Source organism: Pseudomonas sp. C5pp, assembly GCF_000814065.1.
GTDB lineage: Bacteria > Pseudomonadota > Gammaproteobacteria > Pseudomonadales > Pseudomonadaceae > Aquipseudomonas > Aquipseudomonas asiatica.
This window is the reverse complement of sequence record NZ_JWLN01000006.1, coordinates 164,834-181,415: the sequence shown is the minus strand read 5'-3', so window position 1 is coordinate 181,415 and position 16,582 is coordinate 164,834. Positions and strand designations below refer to the sequence as shown.

The window sequence follows — 16,582 nt, the reverse complement described above, 5'->3', positions numbered from 1 at the left end:
CCTCGGGGGCCGCTTTGCGGCCCATCGCGACACAAGGCCGCTCCTACAGGGAATCGCGTTCCTCCTGTAGGAGCGGCCTTGTGTCGCGATGGGCTGCAAAGCAGCCCCGGCGATCTGAAGGTCAGCGCCGAACCAGCAAAACCCCACTCTCCATATGGTGGGTATACGGGAACTGGTCAAACAACGCACACCGCTCGATGCGGTGAGTGTCCTGCAACTGGGCAATGTTCGCCGCCAGCGTCTCCGGGTTGCACGAGATGTACAGGATCCGCTCGAAACGCCGGGTCAGCTCGCAGGTGTCCGGATCCATCCCCGCCCGTGGCGGGTCGACGAACACCGTACCGAACTCGTAGCTCTTGAGGTCGATGCCTTCCAGCCGGCGGAACGGCCGCACCTCATTCAGCGCCTGGGTCAGCTCTTCTGCCGACAGGCGCACCAGCCGCACGTTATCCACAGCGTTCTCGTCAAGGTTGCTCAGCGCGGCATTGACCGAGGTCTTGCTGATTTCGGTGGCCAGCACCTGGCGCACGCGGGTGGCCAGCGGCAGGGTGAAGTTGCCGTTGCCGCAGTACAGCTCCAGCAGGTCATCGTCGCGCTCGCCGATAGCCTCGAAGGCCCAGCTCAGCATCTTCTGGTTCACCGCGCCGTTGGGCTGGGTGAACGCGCCTTCCGGCTGGCGGTAGCTGAACACACGGCCAGCGACGTCGAGTTTTTCCACCGCGTAGTCACGGCCGATGACCAGGCGTTTGCCCTTGGAGCGGCCGATAATGCTGACGCCCAGCTCTTCGGCCAGCTGCCGTGCGGCCGTTTCCCATGCCTCGTCCAGCGGGCGGTGGTAGCACAGGGTGACCATGGCATCGCCAGCCAGGGTGGTGAGGAACTCCACCTGGAACAGGCGGTTGCCCAGCTCCTCGCTGGCCTGCCAGGCCGCCTTCAGGCGCGGCATCAGTGCATTGATGCGCTGGCTGGCGATAGGGAAGTCCTCGATCAGGATCGCCTTGTGCTTCTCGCCCGGGGCGAACATGGCGTAGTGGCGCTGACCATCCTCGCGCCACAGGCGGAATTCGGCGCGCAGGCGGTAATGCTCGCGCGGCGAGTCGAAAACAGCCGGCTCCGGCGCGCCGAACGGCGCCAGCAGCTCGCGCAGCCGGGCCACCTTGGCGTCCAGCTGGGTGGTGTAGGAGGAGGGGTCGAAAGCAGCACTCATGCGTTGAACCAGCCCAGCTTGATGACGAACAGGATGGAAAGGATCACCAGGGCCGGGTTCAGGTCGCGGTGGCGGCCGGAGATCAGCTTGACGGCGGTCCAGGAAATGAAGCCGAAGGCGATGCCGTTGGCGATCGAGTAGGTCAGCGGCATGGCCAGGGCGGTCACCACCACCGGTGCGGCTTCGGTGACGTCGTCCCAGTTTATTTCTGCCAGGCCCGAGGCCATCAGCACCGCGACGAACAGCAGCGCCGGGGCGGTGGCGAAGGCCGGCACGCTACCGGCCAGCGGGGCGAAGAACAGCGCCAGCAGGAACAACACGGCGACCACGATGGCGGTCAGGCCGGTGCGGCCACCGGCGCTCACGCCCGCGGCGGATTCGATGTAGCTGGTAGTGGTCGAGGTGCCCAGCAGGGAACCGGCCATGGCGGCGGTACTGTCGGCGATCAGGGCACGGCCCATTTTCGGCATGTGGCCGTCCTTGCCCATCAGCCCGGCGCGCTTGGCCACACCGATCAGGGTGCCGGAGTTGTCGAACAGGTCGACGAACAGGAAGGCGAAGATCACGCTGACCAGGCCCACGTCCAGCGCGCCGGCGATGTCCAGTTGCAGGAAGGTCGGGGCCAGCGAAGGCGGCATGGAGACCACGCCGCCGAAGGGCGTCACGCCCATCAGGATCGAGGCGATGGTTACGGCGAGAATGCCGATCAGCACGGCACCGCGCACTTTCAGCGACTCGAGGCCGACGATCAGGAAGAAGCCCAGGGTGGCGAGGATCGGTGCCGGCTGCTTGAGGTCGCCCAGGCCCACCAGGGTGGCTGGGTTATCGACGACGATGCCTGCGTTATGCAGGGCGATCAGCGCCAGGAACAGGCCGATACCCGCGGCAATGGCCGAACGCAGCGGCAGTGGGATGCTGTTCACGATCCATTCGCGGATGCGGAAGATCGACAGCAGGAAGAACATCACCGCCGACAGGAACACCGCACCCAGTGCCACCTGCCAGGTGTGGCCCATGTGCAGAACCACGGTGTAGGTGAAGAACGCGTTCAGGCCCATGCCCGGCGCCAGGGCGATCGGGTAGTTGGCGATCAGGCCCATGGTCACCGAGCCGATGGCCGCGGCCAGGCAGGTGGCGACGAAGATCGCGCCCTTGTCCATGCCGGTCTCGCCGAGGATGCTCGGGTTGACGAACAGGATGTAGGCCATGGCCAGGAAGGTGGTGACGCCCGCGAGAATCTCGGTGCGCACATTGGTGTTGTGTGCTTTTAGTTGAAACAGCCTTTCCAGCATGCCCGCTCCCCAAGGCGCCCCCGGCGCCATGAATATATCGACCCCATCAGCAAAGCACAGACCGTACCGGTTGCCGTGGTTTTGTGTGGGGCGGAAAAAAGCCGCGCATCATACCAGCATGCTTGGCGGGGGCCTATGGCCGTTGGGGAATGGTCATTTTTTCCCTGTGCCGGCCTCTTCGCGGGTGAACCCGCTCCCACAGGTACTCCACCAGATCTGAAGGCAGCGCGGTCCTTGTGGGAGCGGGTTTACCCGCGAAAGGGCCGGTACAGGCTACAGATCAACCGTTATGCAACCGGTCCCGCTTGGCCAGTGTCGGGAACAGCTTTATCCACACCCCGGTCACCACCAACGTACCCACCCCACCCAGCACCACAGCCGGCACTGTGCCAAACCAGTGCGCGGTCACCCCAGATTCGAACTCGCCGAGCTGATTCGAGGCACCAATGAACAAACCGTTCACCGCACTCACCCGCCCGCGCATTTCATCCGGCGTCTCCAGCTGCACGAAGGCGCCGCGGATGACCATGCTGATCATGTCCGCCGCGCCCAGCACCACCAGCACTGCCAGCGAGAACCAGAACGAGGTCGACAGGCCGAAGGCAATGGTCGCCACGCCGAACACGCCCACTGCCGTGAACATGGTCCGCCCCACATTGCGCTCGAACGGGAAGCGCGCCAGCCACAGCGACATCAGCAACGCCCCCACCGCTGGCGCAGAGCGCAGCAGGCCGAGGCCCAGCGGGCCGGTCAGCAGGATGTCCTTGGCGAACACCGGCAGCAGCGCGGTGGCCCCACCCAGCAGTACGGCGAACAGGTCCAGCGAGATGGCGCCGAGGATGTCGGGCCGGCTGCGGATGAAGCGGATGCCGGCCAGCAACGATTCGATGCTGGCGCGCCCGCGCTGGGCCACCTGGCCGCGTGCCTGCAGGCTCAGGGTCAGCACGCAGGCGATGGCGTAAAGGGCCACGGTGGGGCCGTATACCCAGATGCTGCCGAAGGCATACAGGAAGCCGCCTACCGCCGGCGCCACGATGGTTGCCGATTGGGTGGCCGATGCCGAAGCCGCCACCGCGCGTGGGAAGAGCCCGGCTGGTACCACGTTGGGCAGCAGCGCCTGGGTCGCCGGCATTTCGAACGAACGCGTGGCACCGAGCAGGAAGGCAAGAGCGAAGATCAGCTCGCGGGTAACGTTGTCGGTGGCACTGCCCAGCGCCAATGCCAGGGCTATCAGTCCCTGCAGGCTCTGGCACAGCGCAGCGACCTTGCGCCGGTCATAGCGGTCGGCGACATGCCCGGTATGCAGCATGAACAGCACCCGTGGGGCGAATTCGACCAGGCCGACCAAGCCCAGGTCCAGCACATTGCCGGTCAGCTGGTAGAGGTGCCAGCCGATTGCCACGGTGAGCATCTGGAAGCCGCTGGCGGTGAACACGCGGGCCAGCCAGAAGGCCAGGAAAGGGCGGTGGTGACGCAACAACTGCGGTTCGGAATCGGACATCGGAAACCAGGGGCCTCGGCGCAGTAGAGGGGGGCGCAGCGTATCATCTGTTTGTAACAAACGGTTACTGTTTGCTGGGGTCGGCACTTTTTCATGCGGCGTGGAAGGGGGTGGGGCAACCGGTCACGCGGCAATCAACCACACGGCCCGGCGGGCCATTCAGGACTATGCTTCCTAGCAATCGTTGATCTGGGTCAATCGTTCCAGATGTAACGATCGGGCCCTTGGGCCGAAATCCCTGCGATCGAACAGAACAATTCCAACGCGCCGCACTCGACTACCGTGGGGGCAGTGGGCGACGGGGCCAGCGGCCCGGACGCCGGATTATCTGAAGAGGAAGCACCATGTTCGGAATAGAGGCCTTAGAGCTCGCCCGAATGCAGTTTGCCTTTACCGTGTCGTTCCATATCCTGTTCCCGGCCATCACCATTGGCCTGGCGAGCTACCTGGCAGTCCTCGAAGGCCTCTGGCTGCGGACCAACAACCAGGTCTACCGTGACCTCTATCACTTCTGGTCGAAAATCTTCGCCGTCAACTTCGGCATGGGGGTGGTCTCCGGCCTGGTCATGGCCTACCAGTTCGGTACCAACTGGAGTCGTTTCTCAGACTTCGCCGGCGCTATCACCGGCCCGCTGCTCACCTACGAGGTATTGACCGCGTTCTTCCTGGAGGCTGGCTTCCTCGGGGTCATGCTGTTTGGCTGGAACCGTGTCGGCCGTGGCCTGCACTTCTTCTCCACGGTGATGGTGGCGCTCGGCACCTTGGTCTCGACCTTCTGGATCCTTGCCTCCAACAGTTGGATGCAGACCCCGCAAGGTCACGAGATCATCGACGGCCGGGTTGTGCCGGTGGACTGGCTGGCAGTGGTATTCAACCCCTCGTTCCCCTACCGCCTGATGCACATGGCCACTGCCGCATTCGTTTCCACCGCGTTCTTCGTCGGTGCCTCGGCGGCCTGGCACCTGCTGCGCGGGCGTGACAACCCGGCCGTGCGCAAGATGCTGTCGATGGCCATGTGGATGGCGCTGATCGTCACCCCGATCCAGGCGGTGATCGGTGACTTCCATGGCCTGAACACCCTCAAGCACCAGCCGGTGAAAATTGCCGCGATCGAAGGCCACTGGGAGAACGTGCCCGGCGAGCCGACCCCGCTGATCTTGTTCGGCATCCCCGACATGCAGGCCGAAACCACCCGCTTCAAGCTCGAGATCCCGGCACTCGGCAGCCTGATCCTGACCCACAGCCTGGACAAGCAGGTGCCGGCGATGAAGGAGTTTCCCCCCGAAGACCGGCCCAACTCGACCATCGTCTTCTGGTCGTTCCGGATCATGGTCGGGCTGGGTTTCCTGATGATCTTCGTCGGCCTGTGGAGCCTCTGGCTGCGCAAGCGCGGCACGCTCTACACCTCGCGGCCGTTCCTGTACATGGCCCTGTGGATGGGCCCTTCCGGGCTGATCGCGCTGCTGGCCGGCTGGTTCACCACCGAAATCGGCCGCCAGCCCTGGGTGGTGTATGGCCTGATGCGCACGGCAGACGGTGTGTCCAACCACAGTTACGCCCAGCTCGGCTTCACCTTGGTGGCCTTCGTGGTGGTGTACTTCGCCCTGTTCGGCACCGGCCTTGGCTACATGATGCGCCTGGTGCGCAAAGGGCCGCGGACCGGTGAGGGTGACGAGCACAACCCTGGTGGCCCTGGCACCAAACGCACGCCGGCGCGACCGCTGTCCGCCGCCGATGATGGCCGAGAGGCCAACTCCGCCAGCCTGAGCAAGGGGAACTGAGCCATGGGTATCGACCTTCCGCTGATCTGGGCCGTGATCATCATCTTCGGCGTCATGATGTACGTGGTGATGGATGGTTTCGACCTGGGGATCGGCATGCTCTTCCCGTTCGTCAAGGGCGAGCATGACCGTGATGTGATGATGAACACCGTCGCCCCCGTTTGGGATGGTAACGAGACCTGGCTGGTGCTGGGCGGTGCCGGGCTGTTCGGGGCGTTCCCGATGGCTTACTCGGTAGTGCTGGAGGCCCTGTACCTGCCGTTGATCCTGATGCTGATCGGTCTGATCTTCCGCGGCGTGGCCTTCGAGTTCCGCTTCAAGGCCAAGGCCGACAAGCGCCACATCTGGGACAAGGCGTTCATCTGGGGCTCGTTGATCGCCACCTTCTTCCAGGGCGTGGCGCTGGGTGCGTTCCTCGAAGGCTTCAAGGTGGTCGACCGGCATTTCGCCGGTGGCACCCTTGACTGGCTGACCCCGTTCAGCCTGTTCTGCGGCCTGGGGCTGATCGTTGCCTACACCCTGCTGGGCTGCACCTGGCTGATCATGAAGACCGAAGGGTCGCTGCAGCAGAAGATGCACGACATTGCCCGACCGCTGGCGCTGGTGCTGCTGGTGGTGATCGGCATTGTCAGCCTGTGGACACCGATTGCCTACCCGCAGATTGCCGAGCGCTGGTTCAGCATGCCTAACCTGGTCTGGTTCATGCCGGTGCCGATCCTGGTGCTGGTAACATTCTACGGGTTGCTCAAGGCGGTGGCGCGCAATGCGCACTACACGCCGTTTTTGCTGACGTTGGTGCTGATCTTCCTCGGCTACAGCGGACTGGGCATCAGCCTGTGGCCGAACATCATCCCGCCGTCGATCTCGATCTGGGATGCCGCGGCGCCACCGCAGAGCCAGGGCTTCATGCTGGTGGGCACACTGTTCATCCTGCCGTTCATCCTCATGTATACCTTCTGGAGCTACTACGTGTTCCGCGGCAAGGTGACCCATGAAGACGGCTATCACTAGGAGGGCTGCATGATGACCGGCAAGCCTGGCTTGGAGGAGAAAAAACCCCTGTGGCAGCGGTTGGGCTGGCTGCTGCTGATCTGGGCGATGAGTGTGGCGGCCCTGGGTGTGGCGGCCTGGGTGATGCGTTTGTTCATGGGGGCGGCGGGGCTGACCACCCATTGAACCAGTGGGGGCGCTTTGCGCCCCTTTCGCGACACAAGGCCGCTCCTACAGGGACCGCGATCATTCGGATTGTCGCGTCTCGCTGTAGGAGCGGCCTTGTGTCGCGATGGGCTGCAAAGCAGCCCCAATGCCTATTTACGAGCTTTAAGGATGACGAACTTGGGCGTTGCCGCCACTTGCTCCACCCCCCGGAACAACCGCGCCAGCTTGCTGTGATAGCCCAGGTGCCGGTTACCCACGATATACAGCGCCCCACCCACCACCAACGCTTCACGCGCCTGCTGGAACATGCGCCAGGCGAGGAAATCGCCCACCACCTGCTGCTGGTGGAACGGCGGGTTGCACAGCACCACGTCCAGCGACTGCTTCTCTACCCCCGCCAACCCATCGGCTGCCTCGAACACCGCCGGGCGCTCGCCCAGCGCGGCCTGCCAGTTCTCACGCGCCGATTGCACCGCCATGTACGACTCGTCGACCAGGGTGTATTGGGCATCCGGGTTGGCCAGGGCGCTGGCTATCGCCAGCACGCCGTTGCCGCAGCCCAGGTCCGCCACTCGCGCGCGGCCCAGTTCGCGGGGCAGGTGCGGCAGGAACGCCCGCGTGCCGATATCCAGCCCCTCCCGGCAAAACACGTTGGCGTGGTTGAGCAGCTCCAGCGCCGGCGCGTCGAGGCGGTAGCGGCTAGGGTAGGGCGAGCGGGCGACCGGCCGTTCGGCCACCGTCGCGGTCAGCAAGCGGGCCTTTTTCTGCGCCAGCGAGGCCTGCACCGGGCCGATGTACTTCTCCATCAGGTCTCCGGCCGCCCGTGGCAGGTGCTTTATCATCGCCCCGGCAATCACCTGCGCACCGGGTGCCAGGTGGCCCTGCAGGCGGATCAGCTGTTCTTCGAGCAGGGCCAGGGTCTTGGGCACGCGCACCAGTACCCGGTCGAACGGGCCTTGCCAATGTTCGCTGGCCGGCACGAACGGCACGCTGTCGAACGGCAGGCCATTGCGTGCCAGGTTCTTTTCCAGGGCCAGGTGCGCCAGGTGCGAATCGCCACTGCTGACCACCTGCAGCTTGCCTGCCAGGCTGGCGGCCAGGGCGCCGAAGCTGTCATTGAGCACCAGCACCCGGCAGTTGGCCTCGGGTGCCTGCTCGTGCAGCTGCGCAAGCAGGTACTCGTCGGCGGCATCGAAAGCCTGCAGCGGGTCGTTGGCCTGTTCCGGCTGGCGGATCAGGTCGAGTTCGGCGTATGGGGTGGTCAACAGGGGCATGGCGTCTGGCTCGGGTATGAAACTGCCCGTTGCGGTTCGCCCCGGGCTTTGCCGGGCGATTCTACAGGGCTTTGCCCAAGGTCGCAGGTTTCGAGCTCAGAGCCAACCACGCAGGGCGGCGATGGCGATGGCGCCGGCCTTGTTGGCGGCGTTGGTCTTGGTGATAACGCTTCGAATATGGAAGTTCACCGTGCTTTGCGACAGTGAAAGGATGCAGGCAACGTCTGCGGCGGTCTTGCCGGCGGCGGACCATTTCAGCACTTCCAGCTCCCGCTCGCTCATTTTCGGTTGTGGCGGGCACAGTGCTTTGAGGTGATGTTCGCCAAGCACCGCATGCAGCGTATGGCACAGCCACTGCACATTGCCGGCCTTGCTGTAGAGTTCGACTGTATCGATGGCCCCGGCGGGCCTGGCCACACTGATCTGGCTTTCGTTGTGCCGCTGGTCGTGCAATGACTGTGTCCAACCATAGCGCAGACCGCTTCGGCAGGCCGCTTCACGAAACTGCGGAGCCTCGTGATACAGGTCATCAGTCCACAGCACCGGCATGGTCGAGCTGTGGCTCACATTGGCGGCCGCGTCCTGCTTGTAGAACTCATCGCGCTGGTAGCGCTCGATCCATTCGCGAGGGTAATTGCTGTACAGGAACAGGTGGGGTGTTTGCGTCGCGATCTGGATGCGAATGTTCAGTCCCAGGTACTCCATGTCCAGGTCCTGCGCCAGATGCACGGCGATGTCGAACAACTTCTTTGGACAGCGTTCGTCTATGAACAAATGAAGATGCTCGGGTTTCCAGTTAAGCATCTGAAATACTCCTTGCCTCAGGATCCAGTCCGTTTGGGTACCCGCATGATTGTAGGAAAGGACCTACCGATTCGCTGAGAATTTTTTGTTATAGCAGTCAGGATTTGCTGCGAGTAAGACAGGATCGTCGCAGATGAGGCCCTACAAAGCAGTGGTTTTTATCCGCGTCACTTTGCGCGACACTGTGCGCACGCCAAACCTGGAGCCCGATATGACCGCTAGCGCCGAAAAGTTCACCCGTCAGACCCTGCTCGATGTTCAGCCACTCACGCCGAACCTCTTCAGCCTGCGGGTTACGCGCGATGCGGGGTTCCGCTTCCGTTCCGGCCAGTTTGCCCGCCTTGGCGTGACCAAGGCCGATGGCAGTGTGGTGTGGCGCGCCTATTCCATGGTCAGCGCGCCCCATGACGAGCACCTCGATTTTTTCTCCATCGTGGTGCCAGGCGGGGAGTTCACCAGCGAACTGAGCCGGCTGGGGGCAGGCGATACCCTGCTGATCGATCGCCAGGCCTTCGGCTTCCTTACCCTCGACCGCTTCGTTGGTGGCCGTGACCTGTGGTTGCTGGCGACCGGTACTGGCATTGCGCCGTTCATGTCGATCCTGCAGGACTTCGAGGCCTGGGAGCGTTTCGACAACATCAAGCTTGTGTACTCGGTGCGCGAAGCGAAAGAGCTGGCCTATGTGGACGAGATTGCCGGGCTGGAGCAGCGCGATTACCTGTCCGAATTCGCCGGCAAGTTGCAGTTCATTCCGGTGGTGACCCGTGAACAGCACCCAGGGGCGTTGAACCAGCGGATTACCACGCTGATCGAGAATGGCGAGCTGGAGAAGGCGGCGGGGCTGGAACTGTCGCCGGAACATTCGCGGGTGATGCTGTGTGGCAACCCGGAGATGATTGATGAGACGCGCAAGGTACTGAAGGCGCGCGACCTGCAATTGAGCCTGAGCAAGCGGCCGGGGCAGGTGGCGGTAGAGAATTACTGGTAAGGCTAATGGGGCCGCAAAGCGGCCCCCCGCAAATTCAAGGCAAGCGGTTCTGGTTCTGCGCCTTGAGCAGGTCGCGAATCTCGGTCAGCAAGGTCTCTTCTGCAGTCGGTACAGGCGGTGTAGTCGGCGCCACCGCCTCTTCACGCTTGAGCTGGTTGATCGCCTTGACTCCCATGAAGATGGCAAAGGCCACGATGACGAAGTCGATCACGGTCTGGATGAACTTGCCATACGCCAGCACCACCGCCGGAACATCACCTTCGGCAGCCTTCAGGGTAATTGCCAGGTCGCTGAAGTCCACACCACCGATCAACAGGCCCAGTGGCGGCATGACCACGTCACCGACGAAAGACGAGACGATCTTGCCGAAGGCCGCGCCGATGATGATACCAACCGCCATGTCGACGACATTGCCTTTGACCGCGAAGGCCTTGAACTCACTGATCATGCCCATGTTTGGTTCCTTGTAACAAAAGGTGAGATTTACGCAGTGTAAGCCACTTAAACGCTTCATGCGTTGTGTTCAGGGCCACAGACCGCTGTTAGAACGAATAGTTTTGTCGCATCCCGAGGCGTTCGAGGCACGTCCAGCTCGGCTATCATGGCGGTTTTTTCCAGGAGACCCCAGCCATGGCCAAGGCCAAGCGCTTGTATGGCTGCACCGAGTGCGGTGCGACCTTCCCCAAATGGGCCGGCCAGTGTGGCGAATGCGGGGCCTGGAACACCCTGGTCGAGACCATGATCGAAAGCGGTGGTGCCGCTGCGCCCAGTAGCGGCCGTGCTGGCTGGACCGGGCAGCAGGCGCAGATCAAGACCCTGGCCGAAGTCAGCGTCGAGGAGATCCCGCGCTTCACCACCAGCAGCACCGAACTGGACCGCGTGCTGGGCGGTGGCCTGGTGGATGGCTCGGTGGTGTTGATCGGTGGTGACCCCGGCATCGGCAAATCGACCATCCTGCTGCAGACCTTGTGCAACATTGCCGTGGGCATGCCGGCGCTGTATGTCACCGGCGAGGAGTCGCAGCAGCAGGTGGCCATGCGCTCCCGGCGCCTGGGCCTGCCCCAGGACCAGCTCAAGGTGATGACCGAAACCTGCATCGAGACCATCATCGCCACGGCCCGCGTCGAGAAACCGCGGGTCATGGTGATCGACTCGATCCAGACCATTTTCACCGAGCAGCTGCAATCGGCACCCGGCGGTGTGGCCCAGGTGCGCGAAAGTACGGCGTTGCTGGTGCGCTACGCCAAGCAGAGCGGCACGGCGATCTTCCTGGTCGGCCACGTGACCAAGGAAGGCTCGCTGGCCGGCCCGCGGGTACTCGAGCACATGGTGGACACCGTGCTGTATTTCGAAGGCGAGTCCGATGGCCGCCTGCGCCTGCTGCGGGCAGTCAAGAACCGCTTTGGTGCGGTCAACGAGCTGGGTGTGTTCGGCATGACCGACCGGGGCCTGAAGGAAGTGTCCAACCCCTCGGCGATCTTCCTCAACCGCACCCAGGAGGAAGTACCGGGCAGCGTGGTGATGGCCACCTGGGAAGGCACCCGGCCAATGCTGGTGGAGGTGCAGGCACTGGTCGACGACAGCCACCTGGCCAACCCGCGTCGGGTGACCTTGGGCCTAGACCAGAACCGCCTGGCCATGTTGCTGGCGGTGCTGCACCGCCACGGCGGTATTCCCACCCATGACCAGGACGTGTTCCTCAACGTGGTGGGCGGGGTGAAGGTGCTGGAAACCGCTTCTGACCTGGCGTTGCTGGCGGCGGTGATGTCCAGCCTGCGCAACCGGCCCCTGGCCCATGGCCTGCTGGTGTTTGGCGAGATCGGCCTGTCTGGCGAGGTACGGCCGGTGCCCAGTGGTCAGGAGCGTTTGAAGGAGGCCGCCAAGCATGGTTTCAAGCGGGCCATCGTGCCCAAGGGCAATGCGCCGAAAGAGGCTCCCGCCGGGTTGCAGGTGATTGCCGTTACCCGGCTGGAGCAGGCTCTGGATGCGTTGTTCGAATAATTCGTGGCCCGTACTGGCCTCTTCGCGGGTAAACCCGCTCCCACAGGTACCGCATCAGCTTCAGGATTGCGCAAACCCTGTGGGAGCGGGTTTACCCGCGAAAGGGCCGGCACAGGCAAAACGAAAAAGGGGCCGACGATGCGCATCGGCCCCCCACCTCACCGCTCAGTCAGCGGTCAATGCTCGGCAACCGCACTGCGCCTGACCGTTTCATTGCCATGCTCGTCCAGTTCCAGCATCGGCACCTCATTACCCTCGGCATCGAACAGCTTGCCATCCTTGAAGTAGTCGCCATCACGCAGCGCTGAAATGTCCGAGTACTGGATGGTGCGCTCGTACGCGGCGGCAAACACCGACTGCTGGTCCGAGTTGCCGGCGGTGAAGTGGTTGAAGATCAGGTTCAGCAGGATGGCCATGATCGCCGCCGAGCTGATGCCCGAGTGGAAGATGGTCTCGAACCAGTTCGGGAAGTGGTGGTAGAAGGTCGGTGCGGCAATCGGGATCATGCCGAAGCCCAGCGAGGCAGCGACGATGATCAGGTTGACATTGTTCTTGTAGCTGACCTTGGACAAGGTGCGGATACCGCTGGCTGCCACGGTGCCGAACAGCACGATGCCCGCGCCACCCAGTACCGGAGTAGGGACTGCGGCAATCACCCGGCCCATGATCGGCAGCAGGCCGAGCACCACCAGGATCAAGCCACCGGTGGCCACCACGTAGCGGCTCTTGACCCCGGTCACGGCTACCAGGCCGACGTTCTGGGCGAACGCGCTCTGGGTGAACGAGCCGAAGATTGGCGCCAGGATGCTCGATGCCATGTCGGCGCGCAGGCCATTGCCCAGGCGTTTGGAGTCGACCTTGGTGTCGATGATCTCACCCACGGCGAGGATGTCGGCCGAGGTTTCCACCAAGGTCACCATGATCACGATGCACATCGACAGGATCGCGGCGATGTGGAATTCCGGCATGCCGAAATGGAACGGCGTGGGGAAGGCGAACATCGGGCCCTCGGTGACCTTGCTGAAGTCGGCCATGCCCAGCGCCCAGGCGATCAGGGTACCGACCACCATGGCCAGCAGGATCGACAGGCGGGAAATCGCCGCGCTGCCCAGCTTGCTCAGCAGCAGCACGATGGCGAAGGTCAGGGCCGCCAGGCCGATGTTGGCCACGCTGCCGAATTCCGGCGAGGCGCTGTTGCCACCCATCACCCAGCGAGCGGCCACGGGCATCAGGGTCAGGCCGATGGTGGTGATGACGATGCCGGTCACCAGCGGCGGGAAGAACTTGGTGATGCGCGAGAACACCGGGGTGATCAGAAAGCCGATCAGCGATGCTGCCATGACCGCACCGAGCACGCCCGGCAGGCCACCGCCGCCCTCGCTGCTGAGGATTGCACCCATGGTTGCCACACCGGCGAACGAAACGCCCTGCACCAGCGGCAACTGGCAGCCGAAGAACGGCAGACCGAGGGTTTGCAGCAGGGTGGCCAGGCCACCGGCAAACAACGAAGCGGCGATCAGCATGCCGATTTCGGCACCGTTCAGGCCCGCGGCCTGCCCCAGGATCAGGGGTACCGCGACGATCCCCCCGTACATGGTCAGCACATGCTGCAGACCATAGGCCAGGTTGGCACCAAGGCCGAGGTTTTCATCCTCGGGGCGCTTGGCGGGAGACGTGCTAGGGGACGTAGTCATGGAGCAGGCTCTCTGTTTATTGTTGTGGTGCTACTGTAGACACTTCCTACAAATGATTGCCACAAGAATTGTATACAATATTTTGATCGGAGCGCGCACAAGAGCGCCCGCAGGGTGTGCGAGAGCTCAATGCAGAAGGCGTACCAACTTGTCAGAGGCTGTACTAGAGGGGTGTGTACAAAGCGCTGCTACCCAGGCTTAAAGCTGTCTGGGTAGACAGGAAACAAAAGGCGGGGAAGCGATTAGCTAGCTAAGAGATTTCATTATTCGATCAGTTCGCGCAGCTCACGCATCATTTCGGTGCTGTCGGCCACGTTCAATTCCACAAGACGGTGCAGATGGCTCATCGAATCGAGGTCGATGTACAAGCAGATGAAACCCAGGCGGTCTGGTTCCTCATGGCGCAGTTCAACCTGCATCTGCACGCGTGCATCGGGGCCCAGGTGAATGATGGCATCGAAGTCCTGGGTCAGGTCGACATCCCAATTGGCCGGTCGTTCGATCAGCAAACCCTTGAGTGAAAGGTCCAGCAGCTTCGCAGGCCAGCGTCGCAGGCCCTGGCGCAGCTCGGTAGGGGCGTCGAAATCGATGCGCTGAAAACGGCGGCGTTCGTCGTGGTCGCTCATGGGTTAGATCCTCGCATAGGTCCTCAGGTGACATCCTGACTATAGTTAGAGTGGTATGTACATCAGGTACCGCAATCTGGCCGCAGAGGCTCTAGACCAAAGCAAGTGTGGCAATGCGCGATGACTCGCCCTAGACTCGATGGGCGGTCTTTTCCAATCCACCAGCTGGAAGCAAACCATGAACAACAATAATAGCCTGCTACGCCACATTCCGTGGCTGGCGCTGGCAGTCATAGGAGCCTGTGCGCTGGGCGTGGTTGCCCTGCGTCGCGGCGAGGCGATCAATGCCTTGTGGATCGTGGTCGCGGCAGTGGCCATCTACCTGGTCGCCTATCGTTACTACAGCCTGTTCATCGCCACCAAGGTGATGCAGCTCGACCCTCGCCGTGCCACCCCGGCGGTGCTCAACAACGACGGCCTGGACTACGTCCCGACCAACAAACACATCCTCTTCGGTCACCATTTCGCCGCCATCGCTGGTGCAGGCCCCTTGGTCGGCCCGGTACTCGCCGCGCAGATGGGCTACCTGCCCGGCACGCTGTGGCTGATCGCCGGCGTGGTGCTGGCCGGTGCGGTGCAGGACTTCATGGTCCTGTTCCTGTCCACCCGCCGCAACGGCCGCTCGCTGGGCGACATGGTGCGCGAGGAGATGGGCCGCATCCCGGGCACCATCGCGCTGTTCGGTTGCTTCCTGATCATGATCATCATCCTTGCGGTGCTGGCATTGATCGTGGTCAAGGCCCTGGCCGAAAGCCCTTGGGGCATGTTCACGGTGATGGCGACCATCCCGATCGCGATGTTCATGGGCATCTACATGCGCTACATCCGCCCGGGCCATATCGGTGAGATATCGGTCATCGGCGTGGTGCTGCTGCTGGCTTCGATCTGGCTGGGGGGCCAGATTGCCGCAGACCCGACCTGGGGCCCTGCGTTTACCTTTACCGGTGTGCAGATCACCTGGATGCTGGTGGGCTACGGTTTCGTCGCCGCGGTACTGCCAGTATGGCTGGTACTGGCGCCACGTGACTACCTGTCGACCTTCCTCAAGATCGGCACCATCGTCGGCCTGGCCATCGGTATCCTGATCATCGCGCCCGAGCTGAAGATGCCGGCGCTGACCCAGTTCACCGACGGCACTGGCCCGGTGTGGAAGGGCACCCTGTTCCCGTTTCTGTTCATCACCATTGCCTGTGGCGCGGTGTCCGGCTTCCACGCGTTGATCTCCTCGGGGACCACGCCGAAGCTGCTGGACAACGAAACCAACGCCCGCTACATCGGCTACGGCGGCATGCTGATGGAGTCGTTCGTTGCCATCATGGCCATGGTCGCCGCCTCGGTGATCGAACCAGGCGTGTACTTCGCCATGAACAGCCCGGCCGCGGTGGTCGGTGCCGATGTGGCGTCGGTGGCGCAGACGGTCAGCAGCTGGGGCTTCCTGATCACCCCTGAGCAACTCGAGGCCACTGCCCGCGACATTGGCGAGCACACCGTGCTGGCCCGTGCCGGTGGTGCGCCGACCCTGGCTGTGGGTATCGCGCAGATCCTGCACCAGGTGCTGCCGGGTGAAAACACCATGGCCTTCTGGTACCACTTCGCGATCCTGTTCGAGGCGCTGTTCATCCTCACCGCAGTGGACGCCGGCACCCGTGCCGGGCGCTTCATGCTGCAGGACCTGCTGGGCAGCTTCGTGCCGGCGCTCAAGCGCACCGAATCGTGGACTGCCAACCTGATCGGTACTGCCGGCTGCGTGGCTCTGTGGGGCTACCTGCTGTACCAGGGCGTGATCGACCCGCTGGGTGGCATCAATACCCTGTGGCCGCTGTTCGGCATTTCCAACCAGATGCTGGCGGGTATCGCCCTGATGCTCGGCACCGTGGTGCTGATCAAGATGAAGCGTCAGCGCTACGTCTGGGTCACCCTGCTGCCGGCCGTATGGCTGCTGATCTGCACCACCACCGCCGGCCTGATCAAGCTGTTCGACCCGAACCCGGCAGTTGGCTTCCTGGCCCTGGCCAAGAAGTACAGCGCCGCGCTGGACGCCGGCCAGGTACTGGCCCCGGCCAAGGACATCGGGCAGATGCAGCACGTGATCTTCAACGCCTACACCAATGCCGGCCTGACCGTGCTGTTCCTGGTGGTGGTGTTCAGCGTGCTGTTCTTCGCTGTAAAGGTCGGCTTCGCCGCCCTCGGCCGCAAAGAGCGCACCGACAAGGAAACCCCGTTCCAGGCCCTGCCTGACGCTTGAGAGGACTGCTG

General features: G+C 63.2%; 14 protein-coding genes. 6 read left to right on the top strand and 8 right to left on the bottom strand.

Annotation, left to right across the window (positions count from 1 at the left end):
- Positions 1–121: 121 nt before the first annotated feature.
- The 3 genes from trmA to RR51_RS07210 all read right to left on the bottom strand — a co-directional run bounded on the left by trmA (position 122) and on the right by RR51_RS07210 (position 4,000).
- Complete coding sequence (gene trmA, locus RR51_RS07220; protein ID WP_039613049.1) at positions 122–1,207, bottom strand: tRNA (uridine(54)-C5)-methyltransferase TrmA; 1,086 nt, start codon at positions 1,205–1,207, stop codon at positions 122–124.
- A complete protein-coding gene (locus RR51_RS07215; RefSeq protein ID WP_015271803.1) occupies positions 1,204–2,499 on the bottom strand; it encodes an NCS2 family permease in 1,296 nt (431 codons plus the stop codon). The genes trmA and RR51_RS07215 overlap by 4 nt, the downstream gene beginning before the upstream one ends.
- Before the next feature lie 280 nt (positions 2,500–2,779).
- Positions 2,780–4,000 carry an MFS transporter gene (locus RR51_RS07210; protein WP_013974221.1) on the bottom strand — a complete coding sequence of 407 codons (1,221 nt, stop codon included), beginning with the start codon at positions 3,998–4,000 and terminating at the stop codon, positions 2,780–2,782.
- 344 nt (positions 4,001–4,344) lie between these two features.
- Here RR51_RS07210 and RR51_RS07205 point away from each other — a divergent pair, with 344 nt between their 5' ends.
- From RR51_RS07205 to RR51_RS07195, 3 genes are read left to right on the top strand one after another with little or no spacing between them, the layout of a single operon-like run.
- Positions 4,345–5,781 carry a cytochrome ubiquinol oxidase subunit I gene (locus RR51_RS07205; protein WP_039613048.1) on the top strand — a complete coding sequence of 479 codons (1,437 nt, stop codon included), beginning with the start codon at positions 4,345–4,347 and terminating at the stop codon, positions 5,779–5,781.
- A 3-nt stretch (positions 5,782–5,784) separates the two neighbouring features.
- Entirely contained in the window at positions 5,785–6,792 is a 1,008-nt protein-coding gene (cydB, locus tag RR51_RS07200) for a cytochrome d ubiquinol oxidase subunit II (RefSeq protein WP_013974219.1), read from the top strand.
- A gap of 9 nt (positions 6,793–6,801) precedes the next feature.
- On the top strand, positions 6,802–6,957 hold the full coding sequence (locus RR51_RS07195; RefSeq protein ID WP_039613047.1) for a DUF2474 domain-containing protein: 156 nt from the start codon (positions 6,802–6,804) through the stop codon (positions 6,955–6,957).
- 131 nt (positions 6,958–7,088) lie between these two features.
- Here the strand turns inward: RR51_RS07195 and RR51_RS07190 are convergent, their stop codons facing one another.
- Positions 7,089–8,213 (bottom strand): methyltransferase, encoded by a 1,125-nt coding sequence (locus RR51_RS07190; RefSeq protein WP_013974217.1) that lies wholly within the window; start codon positions 8,211–8,213, stop codon positions 7,089–7,091.
- A 96-nt stretch (positions 8,214–8,309) separates the two neighbouring features.
- Positions 8,310–9,017, bottom strand: a complete 708-nt coding sequence (locus RR51_RS07185) for an autoinducer binding domain-containing protein (protein WP_039613046.1) — start codon at positions 9,015–9,017, stop codon at positions 8,310–8,312.
- Positions 9,018–9,228: 211 nt separating this feature from the next.
- Between RR51_RS07185 and RR51_RS07180 the strand changes: the two genes are divergently transcribed.
- A complete protein-coding gene (locus tag RR51_RS07180; RefSeq protein WP_015271797.1) occupies positions 9,229–10,005 on the top strand; it encodes a ferredoxin--NADP reductase in 777 nt (258 codons plus the stop codon).
- Positions 10,006–10,039: 34 nt separating this feature from the next.
- Here the strand turns inward: RR51_RS07180 and mscL are convergent, their stop codons facing one another.
- Positions 10,040–10,459, bottom strand: coding sequence for a large-conductance mechanosensitive channel protein MscL (mscL, locus tag RR51_RS07175; protein WP_003258332.1), 420 nt, complete (start codon positions 10,457–10,459; stop codon positions 10,040–10,042).
- Positions 10,460–10,635: 176 nt separating this feature from the next.
- On the opposite strand from mscL, the gene radA reads away from it, so the two are divergent.
- On the top strand, positions 10,636–12,006 hold the full coding sequence (radA, locus tag RR51_RS07170; RefSeq protein ID WP_003251626.1) for a DNA repair protein RadA: 1,371 nt from the start codon (positions 10,636–10,638) through the stop codon (positions 12,004–12,006).
- 176 nt (positions 12,007–12,182) lie between these two features.
- Here the strand turns inward: radA and RR51_RS07165 are convergent, their stop codons facing one another.
- Both RR51_RS07165 and RR51_RS07160 read right to left on the bottom strand, forming a co-directional pair.
- A complete protein-coding gene (locus RR51_RS07165; RefSeq protein WP_013974213.1) occupies positions 12,183–13,700 on the bottom strand; it encodes a nucleobase:cation symporter-2 family protein in 1,518 nt (505 codons plus the stop codon).
- A gap of 263 nt (positions 13,701–13,963) precedes the next feature.
- Positions 13,964–14,326: a PilZ domain-containing protein gene (locus RR51_RS07160; protein WP_013974212.1), complete on the bottom strand. Its 363-nt coding sequence runs from the start codon at positions 14,324–14,326 to the stop codon at positions 13,964–13,966.
- Between the two features lie 178 nt (positions 14,327–14,504).
- Between RR51_RS07160 and RR51_RS07155 the strand changes: the two genes are divergently transcribed.
- The gene (locus RR51_RS07155) at positions 14,505–16,571 is read left to right on the top strand and encodes a carbon starvation CstA family protein (RefSeq protein ID WP_015271794.1); all 2,067 of its coding nucleotides are present in this window, start codon (positions 14,505–14,507) and stop codon (positions 16,569–16,571) included.
- Positions 16,572–16,582 lie beyond the last annotated feature (11 nt).